Raw genomic sequence first — 16,455 nt, 5'->3', positions numbered from 1 at the left:
TTTTCCAACACACAAGTTCCCACTTCACGCGGGGTTCTTGACGCCAGAATGATACCGGACCGCATGGTGCGATCCGGCGCATCGTTTTGGCGCCCTGAAAGGTTATGCCTTGACTAATTTTGAATCGCTTGGTGTCTCCAAGCCGATCGTCGCCACGCTTTTTCAGCTCGGCATTGAAACGCCGACGCCCATTCAGGCGCAGGCAATCCCTCTTCTCCTCGAAGGCCGCGATTTGATCGGCCTCGCCCAGACCGGCACTGGCAAGACGGCGGCCTTCGGCCTTCCGCTCATTGAAAAACTGCTCGCCGATGACAAGCGTCCCGACAATCGCACGACGCGTACGCTCATCCTCGCTCCGACGCGCGAGCTAGTGAACCAGATCGCCGAGAACCTAAAGAACTTCGTGCGCAAGTCGCCGCTGCGCATCAATGTCGTCGTCGGCGGCGTGTCCATCAACAAGCAGCAGCAGCAGCTCGAACGCGGCACCGACATTCTTGTCGCGACACCCGGCCGCCTCCTCGACCTCATCAACCGACGCGCCATCACGCTGACGACGGTACGCTATCTCGTGCTCGACGAAGCCGACCAGATGCTCGATCTCGGCTTCGTGCACGATCTGCGCAAGATCGCCAAGCTCGTTCCGAAGCGCCGCCAGACCATGCTCTTCTCGGCAACCATGCCGAAGGCGATCGCCGATCTTGCGGGCGAATACCTGACCGATCCGATCAAGGTGGAAGTGACGCCCCCCGGCAAGGCTGCGGACAAGGTTGAACAGTACGTCCACTTCGTCGGCGGCAAGAATGACAAGACGGAATTGCTGAAGAAGTCGCTTTCGGAAAATCCCGATGGCCGCGCGATCGTGTTCCTGCGCACCAAGCACGGCGCCGAGAAGCTGATGAAGCATCTCGATCACGTCGGGTATTCTGTCGCTTCGATCCACGGCAACAAGAGCCAGGGCCAGCGCGAGCGCGCCCTGAAGGCATTCCGCGACGGCGGCATCAAGACTCTGATCGCGACCGACGTTGCCGCCCGCGGCATCGATATTCCGGCCGTCAGCCATGTGTTCAACTACGATCTTCCGGAAGTGCCGGACGCCTATGTTCACCGCATCGGCCGTACGGCCCGCGCCGGCCGCGACGGCATCGCAATCGCCTTCTGCGCGCCGGACGAGGCACGCCTGCTGCGCGATATCGAAAGGCTGATGAGCATCGAGATCACCGTTGCCAGTGGCGAACCGCCGGCAGACATGCGCGCGGCTCCGCGTCGCGGCAACGGCAACAACCGCAATCGCGGTGGCCAGGGCCGTGGTGGCGAAGGTCGCGGCGATGGCCGTCCGGGTGAACATCGCTCCGGCAATCGCCAGGACCGCCGTCCGCGCCGCGAAGGCGAAGCAGGCGAAGTCCGCGCAAACAACGAGGAACGCCGCGATCGCCATCCGCGTCCCGAGCGCCAGACTGCCCGCAACGAGGACTTCCGCGGCCAGCGCCGCGGCGAAGCAACACCCCAGGGTCCGGACAACGATCTCGTATCTACCTCGGATTTCCGACCGGCCAAGAAGCCGCAACAGCGCCCGCACGGCAACACCGATGCGAACCGCCATCATCCCGGTGCCGCCCGCAACGCGCACGGCCGCCCTGGCCGCAAGCATGGAGAGGATCGGGGCAAGCAGTCTCATGGTGAGCACCGTCAGGAAGGCTCCGGCGGCATCCGTCGCAAGGGCCCCCGCAATGGCGGCGGCCAGCGCCGCGAACAGGCTTGAATACAGAACTGAAAGGGGCCGGGTATCTTCCGGCCTTTTTTTGCTTTAAGCCTAGGTGAACGGCTTACCGGCGAACGGCCTAAAGGGACTGCGCGCCGGCGACATGTGAAAACTATCGCAATCTGCATTGCTATTTTTCGGGCATATCTTCCGATCTTAGCAGTTCCGATTGCATGCCAGCGCACGACACTTACCCTCATTGAGTGCATTCAACGACAGACTGCCCATTCAATAAGAGAGATAGACCTTGCGATCACCCGTAACGTCCGGCAGCCGCCGCTTTCAGCTCATTCTGCTCAAGCCCTCGCACTATGACGACGACGGCTATGTGATCCGCTGGTGGCGGGCCATGATCCCATCGAACTCTCTGGCGGCACTCTTTGGCATTGCGGCAGACTGCGCCGAGCGCGAAGTGCTCGGCCAAGGCGTCGGCATCGACATCAAGGTGATCGACGAAACCAATACGCGCGTGCATATTCCGGAACTTCTCGCGCTGCTGAAGCAGCACGGAAATTTCGGCATGGTCGCGCTGGTCGGCGTTCAGTCGAACCAGTATCCGCGGGCGCTCGACATTGCCCGCCCGTTTCGCGCGGCGGGCATCCCAGTCTCGATAGGCGGCTTTCACGTTTCCGGTTGTCTTTCAATGCTCGACGGCAAGGCGGTCGAACTCGACGCCTGCCGGGAGATGGGCATTTCGATGTTCGCCGGCGAGGCCGAAGGCAGGCTCGACAAGGTCTTGCAGGACGCGGCCTATGGCAAGCTCGAGCCGGTCTACAATTTCATGAACGACCTTCCGGGCATCGGCGGCACGCCTGTGCCCTTCCTGCCCAAAAAGAATGTCGAACACACGCTCGGGCTAAGCAGCAGCTTCGATGCCGGGCGTGGTTGCCCCTACCAGTGCTCGTTCTGCACGATCATCAATGTGCAGGGCCGCAAATCCCGTTTCCGCTCCACCGACGATATTGAAAAGCTGGTGCGGATGAACTGGGCGCAGGGTATCCACAAATTCTTCATCACCGACGACAACTTCGCCCGCAACAAGGACTGGGAAGCGATCTTCGACCGGCTGATTGAACTGAAGGAAAGGGATGGCATCCCGCTCGGCCTAATGATCCAGGTCGATACACTCTGTCACAAGATTCCGAACTTCATTGAAAAGGCAAAACGCGCCGGCGTCACGCGAGTCTTCATCGGCCTGGAGAACGTCAATCCGGACAACCTGACGGCCGCCAAGAAGAACCAGAACAAAATCACCGAATATCGGAAGATGCTGCTCGCCTGGAAAGCGCAGGGCATCATGACGCTTGCCGGTTACATCCTCGGCTTTCCTTCCGACACGCCGGAAACAATTCGTCGCGACATCAAGATCATTCAGCGCGAGCTGCCGCTCGATGTCATCGAGTTCTTCGTCCTGACGCCGCTGCCGGGCTCGGAAGATCACCAGACACTCTGGCGCAAGGGCATCCCGATGGACGCCGACCTCAATACATACGACGTCGAACATGTCTGCACTGCGCACGAGAAGATGAGCAGGCAGGAATGGGAGAGCATCTATCACGAGGCCTGGTCGCTTTACTATTCGCCGGAGCATGTGAAGACGTTGCTGCGTCGGGCCGTTGCGAGCGGCTTGCCGCTTGCAAGCCTCGTCAAGGTGCTGGTGTCGTTCGCAACCACGGTACCGCTCGAAAAGGTGCATCCCCTGCAAAGCGGTCTGCTGCGGCTGAAGCACCCCTCGGAACGGCGGCCCGGGTTGCCGCAGCAGCATCCCCTCGTCTTCTGGCCGCGATTCGTGTGGGAAACCGTTGTCAAGCACGTTGCGTTGGCAGGTTCCATCCTGCGCATGAGCGCAACTGCGTTCCTCATCAAGAGAAATCCGGCATCCAAAAATTACATGGACCAGGCGCTGACGCCGGTTGATGACGGCGAGGAAGAGAAGCTCGACCTGTTCACCAAGACGGCCGGCGGTACCGCGGCCGTCACGCATGTGCGGAAAATTGCGCAGCTGACACATGCCAACCATTAGGCTTGATCAAGCCTCAGCCATCCGGGCACTTTTCCGGTTCGTCAGATAGACGCCGGTGACGACCACGATCGTTCCGGCGATCAGCGGCACGGTCAGCGGTTCGCCGAAAGCAATGAAGGCCTCGACCGCGACCGCCGGCGGCATCAGGTAGATCAGCGATGCGGCCCGCGAGACCTGGCCACGGCGGATCAGATATAGAAGCAGCCCGATCCCGCCCATCGACAGGCCGAAGACCGACCAGATCAGCGCACCGAAAGCTTCTGCCGTTGGGTCGAAATGCAGGCGCTCGAAGGCGAGTGCGAGCGGCAGGGTCACGATCAGCGCCCCCACATATTGCATCGTCGCGATGGTCTTGAGATCACCGGTCTGCAAGTGTTTCTTCTGGTAGATCGTGCCGTATGTGACGGAGACCATGGCAATTAGGTTGATCGCGAGCGGCACAGCGGCGTGAACGAGGCTCGCTGAGACTGGATCGAGAAGTTTCGGGGAAACGGCGACTGCTATGCCGAAGAAGCCGAGGAGAAGGCCGAACTTCTGGGTGGGCTGCAGTCGTTCGCCGATCAGGAAGGGCGCCACCATCGCCGTCAGCAGGGGCTGCAGCGCGGCGATGATGCCGGAAATGCCTGCCGCAACGCCGTTGGCAATCGCCCACCAAAGGCCGGCAAGATAGAACCCGTGCAGAAACAAACCGGAATAGATAGCCCGCAGAACCGTGGCGCGATCCGGCCATTTCGCCTTCAGCACCCAGCAGAGACCGAAAAACGCCAAGGCCGAAAGCCCATAACGGATGCCGAGGAAGGTGAAAGGCTCCGAATGTCGCGCCGCGTATTTCGCGACGACCCACCCAGTCGACCAAAGCAGGACAAAAATGGCGGGAGCGAAACGATCGAGGGTCATGGGAGCTCGGGGCAATGCGGCGTCGGGCGCTGATAGCCCTCCAGCCGCCCCGCGTCAAAGGCGAAGCATTGATACTTATTTCAAGTTTCGCTGATGATTGGAGCAACAACGGAAATGGCCGGGCGTCTGCCCGGCCATTTCCTGAGCGGCTTGCGGCCAGGAGTTGCCGTCAGCCGATCTTGATGAGCTTGCCTTCCTTGACGGACTGGACCGCTGCGTCGGCGAGCACCAGCGCGGCAAGGCCATCGGCGCCGGAAGGCGAAATCGTTGCGTCCTTCTCGACCGCTGCGATGAAGCTTGCGATCTCGTTGGCGTAGGCTTCCGTGTAACGGGTCATGAAGAAATCGTGCAGCGGCGGACGTGTGTAGCCGTCACGGTTGGCGACCTCGATCGAGACCGGACGCTGATTCTCGGCCGCAACCATGCCTTCCGATCCGTGCACTTCGATGCGCTGATCGTAGCCGTAGGTGGCGCGGCGGGAGTTGGAGATGATCGCCTGCTTGCCGGACTGCGTCTGCAGGATAATCGAAACGCTGTCGTAGTCGCCGGCCTCGCCGATTGCCTTGTCGACAAGGACAGCGGCCGTTGCAGTTACCGAAACCGGCTCCTCACCAAGCAGGAAGCGGGCCATGTCGAAGTCGTGGATCGTCATGTCGCGGAAGATGCCGCCGGAGCGCTTGACGTAGTCGACCGGCGGGGCCCCGGGATCGCGCGAGGTGATTGTCACCATTTCGACCTCGCCGATGCGGCCGTCGTCGATTGTCTTGCGCACGGCCATGAAATGCGGGTCGAAGCGGCGATTGAAACCGACCATCAGCTTCGCCTTGGTCTCATCGACAATCTTCATGCAGGCCTTGACACGGGCAACGTCGAGATCGATCGGCTTTTCGCAGAAGATCGCCTTGCCGGCCCGCGCGAAGCGCTCGATCAGATCCGCATGCGTATCGGTCGGCGTGCAGATGACGACGGCGTCGATGTCCTTGGCGGCCTCGATCGACTCGATCGTACGGAGCTCGCAGCCATATGCGGAAGCGATCGCCTCGGCCGCCTGGGGAAGCGCGTCGGCGACGGCGACGAGTTTCGCATTGGCGTCGCCGCTCACGGCTTTGGCGTGAACCTTGCCGATGCGGCCGGCGCCGAGAAGACCAAATCTGACTGTCATGAGAACCTCCCTGAATTCGGAACAGATGAACCGAACTGCGATAATTGTGGAATTTTCATTCCATTTTCTATTCGAGCCGTCAAGCCTGTTGCCCTTTCACATTCTCGAAATCCATCCTAAAGACAAGTGATCGAAATATGACCGGGGGATACATGCAGCTGATCGATCCAAACCATCCGGCCTACCGCCGCGTCTGGGTGCGGGCGCTGATCGTTGGCGTGTGCCTAACCTGGGCGGCGCTGGAATTCATTACCGGCGACCCGTTCTGGGGCGTGCTGTCGGCCGGCGCCGGCGTCTATGCTTTTTACATGCTGTTCTGGACTTTCAAGCCGCAGCCCCCTGCCGAGGCTGTAAAACCGGAAGAGACGGACCCTAAATAATCAGCGGCCGCGACGCCGCATGGCCTCATCGACCAGCAGGTTGGCGAGCATCATGCGCTTCGTTGCATTCTCCCGGAATGAAGGCGCGACACGATCGGGATGATTCGACTTGGCAAAAGCACGACGCTTTTCGTTCAACGTCAGCAGCGTATCGGCGGCTGTGATGGAGAGCTCCGCAGCGATTTCGGCAGGCGCAGTGCGGGCAAGATGTTCCGGCATGACGGCTTCCGGCTCAGGCTCCGCAATGGGCTGCGGCTGGATTTCCTCGTCTGCCGCGGCAACAGGCGCCTCCGGTTCCAGATTTTCGAGATAGGCTTGGCCCGGCCGCTGCGACGCCGCTGATACGCCCTCCATGACGTCGAAGGCAAGACCAGTGCTGAAGCCATGAACGCGATGCGCGACGGACGCTTCTGCCTCGTCTCCGCTTTCTTCTTCTGCTTTCAGCCGCTCAAGAACGGATTGAAAAACTGATTGCCCGAACAGCATTCCTCGTCCCTTTAAAGTGGCGCATTGAACACCGCCTGCATGGCGCCGGGCTTGCGCTCAGCCTCGATGCTTCCGGCTTTCCTCGAAGATGAGGTCGTAGAGAAGCCGCGCGCTCGGAGGCAGGGCACGTTCGCGCGCGGTGATCAGGCTGTAGGGCTTTACGTCGATGTTGAAATCGGTCGGCAGCACCCGCACGTCGGATGCCTTCGCGTCCTGGCCGGCGAGAAACTGGGCAACATCCAGCGCCACGGGCGCGATCGCGTCCGTCTCGCAGATGATCGCGCAGGTGAGCAGCAAGGAAGACGTATTGACGATATTTTCGGGCAGCGGCACGCCCGCTGCCAGAAAGATATCCTCCAGCGTCCGCCGAAGCAGCGTGCCGGGCGGCTGGAAGACCCACCCGTAACCATGAAGATCGGCGAGGCTGCTCACATTCTTCTTGAGGAGCGGATGGTCCCGCCGCACGATCAGACAAGCTTTTTCGATGCCGATCTCACGCACTTCGAAGAGCCGCGGATTGAGGTCGTCGGGAATACGGCCGATGATGAAATCGTGTCTGGCGGCGAGCAATTCACGCGCCAGAACGTTGCTGGTCTCCACCTCGATGTTGATCTCGATGCCCGGAAACGCCTTGCGAACCTTGTCGATGGCCGGAACAACCAGACTCATGGCTGGCGCAGTCACCGCGCCGATGAAGACGGACCCTCCCTTGCCGCTCTTCAATTCGCTGATCTCGCGGCCGGCCTCGCGCAGTTCCAGCAGAATTTTTCTTGCACGCTTTGCGAGTGCCTGCCCGAAAGTCGTCAGCACGACACCTCGGGCGATTCGTTCGTAAAGCGGCGTCTTCACGATCGATTCCATTTCAGCGAGCATTCTGGAGGCGGCAGGCTGGGAGATGTTCAGGCTCTCCGCTGCCGCGGAAATCTGTCCGCTATCTTCGATTGCGACGATCATCCGCAGGTGATTGAGCTTCAATCCCGCTCGCAGAAAGGCATCATCGCCAAAATTGTCGCTGTGGACATCGATCCGATCCTCGGAAACCGGCCCGGAAACAATCGCCATGGTTGCGGCCTCCCATCCGCCTTCCATTAAAAGTAATACTTTTTAACGATATACCAAATTTGTTATGCACTTTACCACTTATTCTATTTGACAGTTATAAGATTCCATACGAGTTTGCGGCCGTGTGCTGGTTGGCACTCAACACGTGTGAGATCGTGGAGGAGACCTACTTCGTTTCTCACCATCTGAAGTAACTATCCAATCTGCGGAACCTGCCACAGTTTCGTGGCGGGCGAATTTTCGTCCGCCGACTATTAACAAGGGAGAGAGAAATGAAATCCATTATCTCATTGATGGCTGCGGCCGCCATCGGCGTCGCTTCATTCGTTATGCCGGCACTGGCGCAGGACAAGGGGACCGTCGGCATCGCAATGCCCACGAAGTCCTCCGCTCGCTGGATCGACGACGGCAACAACATCGTCAAGCAGCTTGAGGCGGCCGGCTACGGCACCGACCTGCAGTATGCAGACGACGACATTCCGAACCAGCTGTCTCAGATCGAGAACATGGTCACGAAGGGCGTCAAGGTTCTCGTTATCGCCGCCATCGACGGCACGACGCTTTCCGACGTTCTCCAGAAGGCTCATGACGCCGGCATCAAGGTCATCGCCTACGACCGCCTGATCCGCGATTCGGCCAACGTCGACTACTATGCAACGTTCGACAACTTCCAGGTTGGCGTTCTGCAGGCGACCTCCATCGTTGACGCCCTCGGCCTCAAGGAGGGCAAGGGTCCGTTCAACATCGAACTCTTCGGCGGATCGCCGGACGACAACAACGCCTTCTTCTTCTATGACGGCGCAATGTCTGTCCTGCAGCCCTACATCGACAGCGGCAAGCTCGTCGTAAAGTCTGGCCAGACCGGCATGGACAAGGTCGGCACGCTGCGCTGGGACGCAGCAACGGCTCAGGCCCGCATGGACAACCTGCTGTCGGCTAACTACACCGACGCCAGGGTCGACGCCGTCCTTTCTCCGTACGACGGTCTGTCCATCGGTATCATCTCTTCGCTGAAGGGCGTTGGCTATGGCACCCCTGAACAGCCGCTCCCGGTCGTTTCCGGCCAGGACGCGGAAATTCCGTCCGTGAAGTCGATCATTGCTGGCGAACAGCACTCGACAGTTTTCAAGGACACGCGCGAACTCGCCAAGGTCACCGTTGCAATGGTCGACGCTGTCATGTCCGGCAAGGAGCCGGAAGTCAACGACACCAAGACCTACGACAACGGCGTCAAGGTTGTTCCGTCCTACCTGCTGAAGCCGGTAGCGGTCGACAAGACCAACTACGAGAAGGTTCTCATCGAAGGCGGTTACTATACGGCTGACCAGCTGAAGTAACCATACCAGGTTGACCGGAACCCGCTGGTTGCGGGTTCCGGTCTTCACTTTTATGATCGTCGCGCCGTATTTCCGGCTGCTGGCGTTGGATTTTGACTATGGACAATACAATCCTCGAAATGCGGAACATCACCAAGACGTTCCCGGGCGTAAAAGCGCTTGAGAATGTGAACCTCAAGGTTCGTCAGGGTGAAATTCACGCATTGGTGGGCGAGAACGGGGCCGGAAAATCGACCCTCATGAAGGTTCTCTCCGGCGTTTACCCGGCCGGCACTTACGATGGCGAGATCGTCTACGAAGGCGAAGTCCGCAACTTCAAGGTCCTGAAGGACTCGGAAGAGATCGGGATCGTCATCATCCATCAGGAGCTGGCGCTCGTGCCGCTTCTGTCGATCGGCGAGAATATCTTCCTCGGCAACGAGAATGCCAAGAGCGGCATCATCAGTTGGCAGGAAACATTCAACCGCACGCGCCAGCTGCTCGCAAAAGTCGGCCTGCGCGAATCCCCGGACACGCTTGTCACCGACATCGGCGTCGGCAAGCAACAACTCGTTGAGATCGCCAAGGCGCTGTCGAAGAGCGTGAAACTCCTGATCCTCGACGAACCGACGGCATCGCTCAACGAAAGCGACTCGGATGCGCTGCTGAACCTGCTGATCGAATTCCGCAACCAGGGACTCACCTCGATCATCATCACCCACAAGCTGAATGAAGTGCGCAAGGTTGCCGACCAGATCACCGTTCTGCGCGACGGCATGACGGTCAAGACGATGGACTGTCACACCGAAGAAATCAGCGAAGATATCATCATCAAGAACATGGTGGGCCGCGAGCTCGCCGATCGTTATCCGCCGCGCTCCGTGCCGATCGGCGAAACGATCCTGGAAGTCAAGAACTGGAACGCCTACCACCAGCATCACCGCGACAGGCAGGTGCTGCACAATGTCAACATCACCGTTCGCAAGGGCGAAGTCGTCGGCATAGCCGGCCTTATGGGTGCCGGCCGCACTGAATTCGCCATGAGCGTCTTCGGAAAATCCTACGGTCATAAGGTGAGCGGCGAAGTGCTGATGCATGGCAAGCAGGTCGATGTCAGCACCGTGCGCAAAGCGATCGATTCCGGTCTCGCCTATGTGACTGAGGACCGCAAGCATCTCGGCCTCGTGCTTGGAGAGAACATCGTTCACAACACCACACTGGCCAATCTGGCCGGGGTGTCGAACGCGACGATCATCGATAGCATCAGGGAATCCAAGGTCGCATCGGACTACCGCTCGAAGCTGCGCATCCGCAGTTCCAGCATCTTCCAGGAAGCGGTCAACCTGTCGGGCGGCAACCAGCAGAAGGTCGTGCTGTCCAAGTGGCTGTTCTCCGATCCCGACGTCTTGATCCTCGACGAACCCACCCGCGGCATCGATGTCGGTGCAAAATATGAAATCTATACTATCATCAACCAGCTCGCCGCCGACGGCAAAGGCGTTCTGATGATCTCATCGGAAATGCCGGAACTGCTTGGCACGTGCGACCGCATCTATGTCATGAATGAAGGGCGTATCGTTGCGGAACTGCCAAAGGGAGAGGCGAGCCAAGAAACCATCATGCGCGCTATCATGCGCTCAGGGGAGAAGAAACAATGACTCCGGTCAACCCTCCAGCCGCCGAGGAAAGCAACGTCGTTTCCGTTGCCGACTACATCCGTGGCAATATCCGTGAATACGGCATGCTCATTGCGCTCGTCGCGATCATGGTTTTCTTTCAGTTCTACACCGGCGGCATTCTCTTCAAGCCGGTCAACCTGACGAACCTCGTTCTGCAGAACTCGTTCATCGTCATCATGGCGCTCGGGATGCTGCTCGTCATTGTGGCCGGCCACATCGACCTGTCCGTCGGATCGATTGTCGCCTTCGTCGGCGCCCTCGCCGCCATGATGATGGTCACGTGGCAGATGAATTTCGTGGTGGCGGGCATTCTGTGCCTGATCATAGGCGGCATCATCGGTGCCGCCCAAGGCTACTGGATCGCCTACCACCGCATCCCGTCCTTCATCGTGACGCTTGCCGGCATGCTGGTCTTCCGCGGCCTTACGCTCTTCGTACTCGGCGGCAAGAACATCGGACCGTTCCCGAAGGATTTCCAGATCATCAGCACCGGCTTCCTGCCGGGCAGCATGATCGACATCGCCGGAACGCCGGTGCAGTCCACGTCGCTGATCCTGACACTCATTATTCCGGTCGTGCTGTTTTACCTTGCCTGGCGCCGCCGCAAGGTGAATGAGAGCCACGGCATAGATGTTGAGCCGATGGGCTTCTTTATCGCCCAGCACGCCGTCGTTTCCCTGGCGATCCTCTTCCTCGGCTATCAGCTGTCGACTTACAGAGGCCTGCCGAACGTTCTCGTCGTCATGCTCGTGCTCATTGCGGCCTATGCATTTGTCACGCGCCGAACGACGATCGGCCGGCGCATCTATGCGATGGGCGGCAACGAAAAGGCTACCAAACTCTCAGGTATCAACACCGAGCGCCTGAGCTTCTACACCTTCGTCAACATGGGCGTCCTTGCCGGCCTTGCAGGCATGATCGTGGCGGCTCGCTTGAACTCGGCAACGCCGAAGGCAGGCGTGGGCTTCGAACTCGACGTCATCGCGGCGTGCTTCATCGGCGGCGCTTCGGCCTCCGGCGGTGTCGGCAAGATCACCGGTGCCGTCATTGGCGCGTTCATCATGGGCGTCATGAACAACGGCATGTCGATCGTCGGCCTCGGTATCGATTTCCAGCAGATGGTGAAGGGCCTCGTGCTTTTGGCCGCCGTCTTCTTCGACGTTTATAACAAGAATAAGGGCTAGGCGTTCGCGCGCCAGTCCAGGCATTTGCAGTCATGAGAAAGACCCGTTCCGGCTCCCTCGGGAGCCGGAGAGGCGGAGCTTTTCCGCACCCAGCTAAAGAGGATGAAAGCCGTGCTTATTTCGCAGATCAAGGGTTCGAACGGAGAGATCATCGTCGCCGTGCGTGAGCCGGGCGGTGCAGCGAAAGCCGTAAAGAATGCAGGCAGCGTCTATGCGCTGGCAATGGAAGCTGCAGACGCCGGCAAGTCGCTCGTTTCCATCATCGAGGCGCATGGCTACGGCGATGCCGTCGACCTGGAGAAGGCCTACGGCGAAGGCAAATTCCTTCCGCCCATCACGCATCCGGATGCTGCTCACCTGCACCTTACGGGTACGGGCCTGACGCATCTCGGCTCGGCGGCGACCCGTGATTCCATGCACAAGAAGGCCACCGAGGCCGCGGAAGAAACCCTCACGGACTCGATGAAGATGTTCAAGATGGGCATCGAGAACGGCAAGCCGAAGGCTGGCGAAAAGGGCGTACAGCCCGAATGGTTCTACAAGGGCAACGGCTACGGCGCCGCAGCGCCGGGCGCTCCCCTCGTCTCCCCTTCCTTCGCGCTTGACGGCGGTGAAGAGCCGGAAATGGCGGGCATCTACGTGATTGCCAAGGACGGTACCCCCTTGCGCATCGGCTTTGCGCTCTCCAACGAATTTTCCGACCACGTCACCGAGCGGATCAACTATCTCTATCTCGCCCACTCCAAGCTGCGTCCGGCAAGCTTCGGTCCGGAAATACGCATCGGCCTTGCCCCGCAAGACATTCGCGGCACCTCGCGCATCAGGCGCGGCGACAACGTGATTTTCGAAAAGCCGTTCCTCTCCGGTGAGGCGAACATGTCGCATACTTTTGCAAATCTCGAGTATCACCACTTCAAGTATGGCCTCTTCCGCGTCCCCGGCGACGTTCACGTTCACATGTTCGGCACGGCGACGCTCTCCTTCGCAGATGGCGTCAAGACGGAAGAAGGCGATGTTTTCGAAATCGAGGTTGCTGAATTCGGCCTGCCTCTGCGCAATCCGTTGAAGGTTGCCGCCGAGGAAAATATTGCCGTGAAGCAGCTTTGAATTTTGCGCTGGGCTGGCCGCGATCTGCGGCCGGACCACTCTGTAAAGGGTAAAGGAGGCTCGTTCAGCCATGACCATTTATCAAAACCTGATCGCCGGCGAATGGACCGGCGCCGACGCCGTCGAAAACATCAATCCTTCCGATACGAAGGAGGTCGTCGGCCTCTATGCCAGCGGCTCCGCCACCGACACCAACAACGCAATCGCCGCCGCCAAGGCCGCTTTCCCGGCCTGGTCGCGTTCTGGCATCTGGGAGCGCCACGTCATCCTCAAGAAGGCCGGCGACGAGATCATGGCGCGCAAGGACGAACTCGGCGCGCTGCTTGCCCGTGAAGAAGGCAAGACACTGCCGGAAGCCATCGGCGAGACGATCCGTGCCTCGCAGATCTTCGAATTCTTCGCAGGCGAAGCGCTTCGCCTTGCCGGCGAAGTCGTGCCCTCCGTGCGTCCGAACATCGGCGTCGAGATCACTCGCGAGCCACTCGGCGTCATCGGCATCATCACGCCCTGGAACTTCCCGATCGCGATCCCTGCCTGGAAGATCGCCCCGGCACTCTGCTACGGCAACACCATCGTCTTCAAGCCGGCCGAACTCGTTCCAGGCTGCTCCTGGGCGATCGTCGATATCCTCAACCGTGCAGGCCTGCCAAAGGGGGTGCTGAACCTTGTGATGGGCAAGGGTTCGATCGTCGGCCAGACAATGCTCGACAGCCCCGACCTTGCCGGCATCACCTTCACCGGCTCGGTCGGCACCGGCAAACGCGTGGCGCTATCCTCGATCGAGCATAATCGCAAGATTCAGCTCGAAATGGGCGGCAAGAACCCGATGGTCATTCTCGACGACGCCGATCTTTCCGTCGCCGTCGAAGCGGCCGCCAACTCGGCCTTCTTTTCGACCGGCCAGCGCTGCACGGCATCGTCACGCCTGATCGTGACGGAAGGCATCCACGACAGGTTCGTTCAAGCCATGACCGAGAAGCTGAAGACACTGAACGTCGATCACGCATTGAAGACCGGCACGCATATCGGCCCGGTCGTCGACGAGCGACAGCTGAAGACCGACACCGACTACATAGAAATCGGCAAAAAGGAAGGCGCCAAGCTTGCCTTCGGCGGCGAACTGATCTCGCGTGACACACCCGGCTTCTACCTTCAGCCGACGCTGTTCACCGAAGCGACCAATCAGATGCGCATTTCCCGGGAGGAAATCTTCGGACCTGTGGCATCGGTCATCCGCGTCAAGGATTACGAAGAGGCGCTGGCTGTCGCCAACGACACGCCGTTCGGCCTATCATCGGGCATCGCGACCACCAGCCTCAAGCACGCGACGCACTTCAAGCGCAATGCCGAGGCCGGAATGGTCATGGTCAACCTGCCGACCGCCGGCGTCGATTTCCATGTTCCCTTCGGCGGACGCAAGGCCTCGTCCTACGGCTCGCGCGAGCAGGGCAAGTACGCAGCCGAATTCTTCACAACCGTCAAGACCGCCTACACACTGGCGTAACGACATCATCGGGTTCCTGGTGCCGTGAGGCGACCTGGAAGCCGTGAAGGACAGAGACTATGAAAAAGAAAGCTGAATGGCCGCGTAAGCTGCGGTCGCAGGAATGGTACGGCGGCACGAGCCGAGACGCGATCTACCACCGCGGCTGGCTCAAAAATCAAGGGCATCCGCACGACCTGTTCGACGGACGGCCGGTTATCGGCATCCTCAACACCTGGTCGGATCTGACACCGTGCAACGGTCATTTGCGAGAGCTCGCCGAGAAAGTGAAGGCGGGCGTGTGGGAGGCAGGCGGCTTTCCGGTCGAGGTGCCGGTGTTCTCGGCATCCGAAAATACCTTTCGCCCGACGGCGATGATGTATCGCAACCTGGCCGCACTCGCGGTTGAGGAGGCCATCCGCGGCCAGCCCATCGATGGCTGCGTGCTGATGGTCGGCTGCGACAAGACCACTCCGTCGCTTCTCATGGGGGCCGCCTCCTGCGACTTGCCCTCGATCGTCGTCACAGGCGGGCCGATGCTCAACGGCTATTTCCGCGGTGAACGCGTCGGCTCAGGTACGCATCTGTGGAAGTTTTCCGAAATGGTGAAGGCTGGAGAGATGACGCAGGCCGAGTTCCTCGAGGCGGAGGCCTCGATGAGCCGTTCGTCGGGCACCTGCAACACCATGGGCACCGCCTCTACCATGGCTTCCATGGCCGAGGCTCTCGGCATGGCGCTTTCCGGCAATGCCGCGATCCCGGCGGTCGATTCCCGCCGCAAGGTCATGGCGCAGCTTACCGGCCGGCGTATCGTTCAAATGGTCAAGGACGATCTGAAGCCATCTGACATTATGACGAAAGAGGCCTTCGAAAATGCCATCCGCGCCAATGCGGCTATCGGCGGATCGACCAACGCCGTTATCCACCTGCTTGCCATGGCCGGCCGAGTCGGCGTCGATCTTTCACTGGACGATTGGGACCGCTGCGGACGCGAGGTTCCGACCATCGTCAACCTGATGCCATCGGGCAAGTACCTTATGGAGGAGTTCTTCTATGCGGGCGGCCTGCCGGTGGTGTTGAAGCGCCTCGGCGAGGCCGACCTCCTGCACAAGGACGCGCTGACGGTATCTGGCGAAACCATCTGGGATGAGGTCAAGGACGTCGTCAACTGGAACGAGGATGTGATCCTGCCTGCCGAAAAGGCGCTGACTTCTTCGGGCGGCATCGTCGTGCTGCGCGGCAATCTGGCGCCGAAGGGCGCGGTGTTGAAGCCTTCGGCAGCCTCCCCGCATCTGATGGTGCACCGTGGCAGGGCGGTGGTGTTCGAGGACATCGACGACTACAAGGCCAAGATCAACGACGACAGCCTCGACATCGACGAAACCTGCGTCATGGTCATGAAGAACTGTGGACCGAAGGGATATCCGGGCATGGCCGAGGTCGGCAACATGGGTTTGCCGCCCAAGGTGCTCAAGAAGGGCATCACCGACATGGTGCGCATCTCCGACGCCCGCATGTCCGGCACGGCCTACGGCACCGTCGTGCTGCACACCTCCCCGGAAGCGGCGGTCGGCGGGCCGCTGGCGGTGGTGAAGAATGGCGACATGATCGAGATGGACGTGCCGAACCGTCGTCTGCATCTCGACATTTCTGAGGAGGAACTGGCCCGGCGGCTTGCCGAATGGCAGCCGAACCATGAGCTGCCGACGTCCGGCTATGCCTGGTTGCACCAGCAGCATGTCGAAGGGGCAGATACCGGCGCCGACCTCGACTTCCTCAAGGGATGTCGCGGAAACGCTGTCGGCAAGGACAGCCACTAGCCGCGCGCATCGAGACTCCAGACCGATGAAGAGGCGGGGTGAAGCTCCGCCTTTTTCTTGGGACCGGCATTTCTTCCGGAACGTTCTCGCCTCGCCG

12 protein-coding genes and 1 pseudogene are annotated in these 16,455 nt (G+C 60.1%); 9 read left to right on the top strand and 4 right to left on the bottom strand.

From position 1 onward, the window contains the following. Positions 1 to 63 precede the first annotated feature (63 nt). Both EV130_RS24505 and EV130_RS24500 read left to right on the top strand, forming a co-directional pair. Positions 64 to 1,759: pseudogene (locus tag EV130_RS24505) on the top strand (DEAD/DEAH box helicase). 247 nt (positions 1,760 to 2,006) lie between these two features. After that, positions 2,007 to 3,782 (top strand): B12-binding domain-containing radical SAM protein, encoded by a 1,776-nt coding sequence (locus tag EV130_RS24500; protein WP_132661786.1) that lies wholly within the window; start codon positions 2,007 to 2,009, stop codon positions 3,780 to 3,782. Positions 3,783 to 3,788: 6 nt separating this feature from the next. Here EV130_RS24500 and EV130_RS24495 read toward each other — a convergent pair whose 3' ends face one another. Then, entirely contained in the window at positions 3,789 to 4,679 is an 891-nt protein-coding gene (locus EV130_RS24495) for a DMT family transporter (RefSeq protein WP_132661784.1), read from the bottom strand. A gap of 169 nt (positions 4,680 to 4,848) precedes the next feature. Then, entirely contained in the window at positions 4,849 to 5,841 is a 993-nt protein-coding gene (gene iolG / locus EV130_RS24490; RefSeq protein ID WP_132661782.1) for an inositol 2-dehydrogenase, read from the bottom strand. 152 nt (positions 5,842 to 5,993) lie between these two features. On the opposite strand from iolG, the gene EV130_RS24485 reads away from it, so the two are divergent. Next, positions 5,994 to 6,221 carry a hypothetical protein gene (locus EV130_RS24485; RefSeq protein WP_074061962.1) on the top strand — a complete coding sequence of 76 codons (228 nt, stop codon included), beginning with the start codon at positions 5,994 to 5,996 and terminating at the stop codon, positions 6,219 to 6,221. On the opposite strand, the gene EV130_RS24480 is transcribed toward EV130_RS24485, so the two are convergent. Both EV130_RS24480 and EV130_RS24475 read right to left on the bottom strand, forming a co-directional pair. After that, positions 6,222 to 6,707, bottom strand: a complete 486-nt coding sequence (locus tag EV130_RS24480) for a hypothetical protein (RefSeq protein WP_074061963.1) — start codon at positions 6,705 to 6,707, stop codon at positions 6,222 to 6,224. A 57-nt stretch (positions 6,708 to 6,764) separates the two neighbouring features. Beyond that, a complete protein-coding gene (locus EV130_RS24475; protein WP_074061964.1) occupies positions 6,765 to 7,769 on the bottom strand; it encodes a LysR family transcriptional regulator in 1,005 nt (334 codons plus the stop codon). Between the two features lie 272 nt (positions 7,770 to 8,041). On the opposite strand from EV130_RS24475, the gene chvE reads away from it, so the two are divergent. From chvE to araD, 6 genes are all read left to right on the top strand, one after another. Then, complete coding sequence (gene chvE / locus EV130_RS24470) at positions 8,042 to 9,106, top strand: multiple monosaccharide ABC transporter substrate-binding protein (protein WP_074061965.1); 1,065 nt, start codon at positions 8,042 to 8,044, stop codon at positions 9,104 to 9,106. A gap of 98 nt (positions 9,107 to 9,204) precedes the next feature. Next, positions 9,205 to 10,743: a multiple monosaccharide ABC transporter ATP-binding protein gene (gene mmsA, locus EV130_RS24465; protein ID WP_074061966.1), complete on the top strand. Its 1,539-nt coding sequence runs from the start codon at positions 9,205 to 9,207 to the stop codon at positions 10,741 to 10,743. Then, a complete protein-coding gene (mmsB, locus tag EV130_RS24460; protein WP_074061967.1) occupies positions 10,740 to 11,948 on the top strand; it encodes a multiple monosaccharide ABC transporter permease in 1,209 nt (402 codons plus the stop codon). Before mmsA ends, mmsB begins: the two co-directional genes overlap by 4 nt. Before the next feature lie 111 nt (positions 11,949 to 12,059). After that, positions 12,060 to 13,055 (top strand): AraD1 family protein, encoded by a 996-nt coding sequence (gene araD1, locus EV130_RS24455; protein ID WP_074063251.1) that lies wholly within the window; start codon positions 12,060 to 12,062, stop codon positions 13,053 to 13,055. A 70-nt stretch (positions 13,056 to 13,125) separates the two neighbouring features. Continuing rightward, the gene (locus tag EV130_RS24450) at positions 13,126 to 14,559 is read left to right on the top strand and encodes an aldehyde dehydrogenase family protein (protein WP_074061968.1); all 1,434 of its coding nucleotides are present in this window, start codon (positions 13,126 to 13,128) and stop codon (positions 14,557 to 14,559) included. A 59-nt stretch (positions 14,560 to 14,618) separates the two neighbouring features. Beyond that, positions 14,619 to 16,358, top strand: coding sequence for an L-arabinonate dehydratase (gene araD, locus EV130_RS24445; protein ID WP_132661780.1), 1,740 nt, complete (start codon positions 14,619 to 14,621; stop codon positions 16,356 to 16,358). The last annotated feature ends 97 nt before the right edge of the window (positions 16,359 to 16,455 follow it).

The organism is Rhizobium azibense, assembly GCF_004342325.1.
Classification (GTDB): domain Bacteria; phylum Pseudomonadota; class Alphaproteobacteria; order Rhizobiales; family Rhizobiaceae; genus Rhizobium; species Rhizobium etli_B.
The sequence above is the reverse complement of the archived record's forward strand: the minus strand, read 5'-3'. Positions and strand labels throughout refer to the sequence as shown.

Bases quoted from the DNA above. Each gene is read 5' to 3' on its own strand.
- iolG (WP_132661782.1), bottom strand. From the start codon at position 5,841: ATGACAGTCAGATTTGGTCTTCTCGGCGCCGGCCGCATCGGCAAGGTT.
- EV130_RS24480 (WP_074061963.1), bottom strand. From the start codon at position 6,707: ATGCTGTTCGGGCAATCAGTTTTTCAATCCGTTCTTGAGCGGCTGAAA.
- mmsA (WP_074061966.1), top strand. From the start codon at position 9,205: ATGGACAATACAATCCTCGAAATGCGGAACATCACCAAGACGTTCCCG.
- chvE (WP_074061965.1), top strand. From the start codon at position 8,042: ATGAAATCCATTATCTCATTGATGGCTGCGGCCGCCATCGGCGTCGCT.
- EV130_RS24485 (WP_074061962.1), top strand. From the start codon at position 5,994: ATGCAGCTGATCGATCCAAACCATCCGGCCTACCGCCGCGTCTGGGTG.
- EV130_RS24450 (WP_074061968.1), top strand. From the start codon at position 13,126: ATGACCATTTATCAAAACCTGATCGCCGGCGAATGGACCGGCGCCGAC.
- EV130_RS24495 (WP_132661784.1), bottom strand. From the start codon at position 4,679: ATGACCCTCGATCGTTTCGCTCCCGCCATTTTTGTCCTGCTTTGGTCG.
- EV130_RS24475 (WP_074061964.1), bottom strand. From the start codon at position 7,769: ATGGCGATTGTTTCCGGGCCGGTTTCCGAGGATCGGATCGATGTCCAC.
- mmsB (WP_074061967.1), top strand. From the start codon at position 10,740: ATGACTCCGGTCAACCCTCCAGCCGCCGAGGAAAGCAACGTCGTTTCC.
- araD (WP_132661780.1), top strand. From the start codon at position 14,619: ATGAAAAAGAAAGCTGAATGGCCGCGTAAGCTGCGGTCGCAGGAATGG.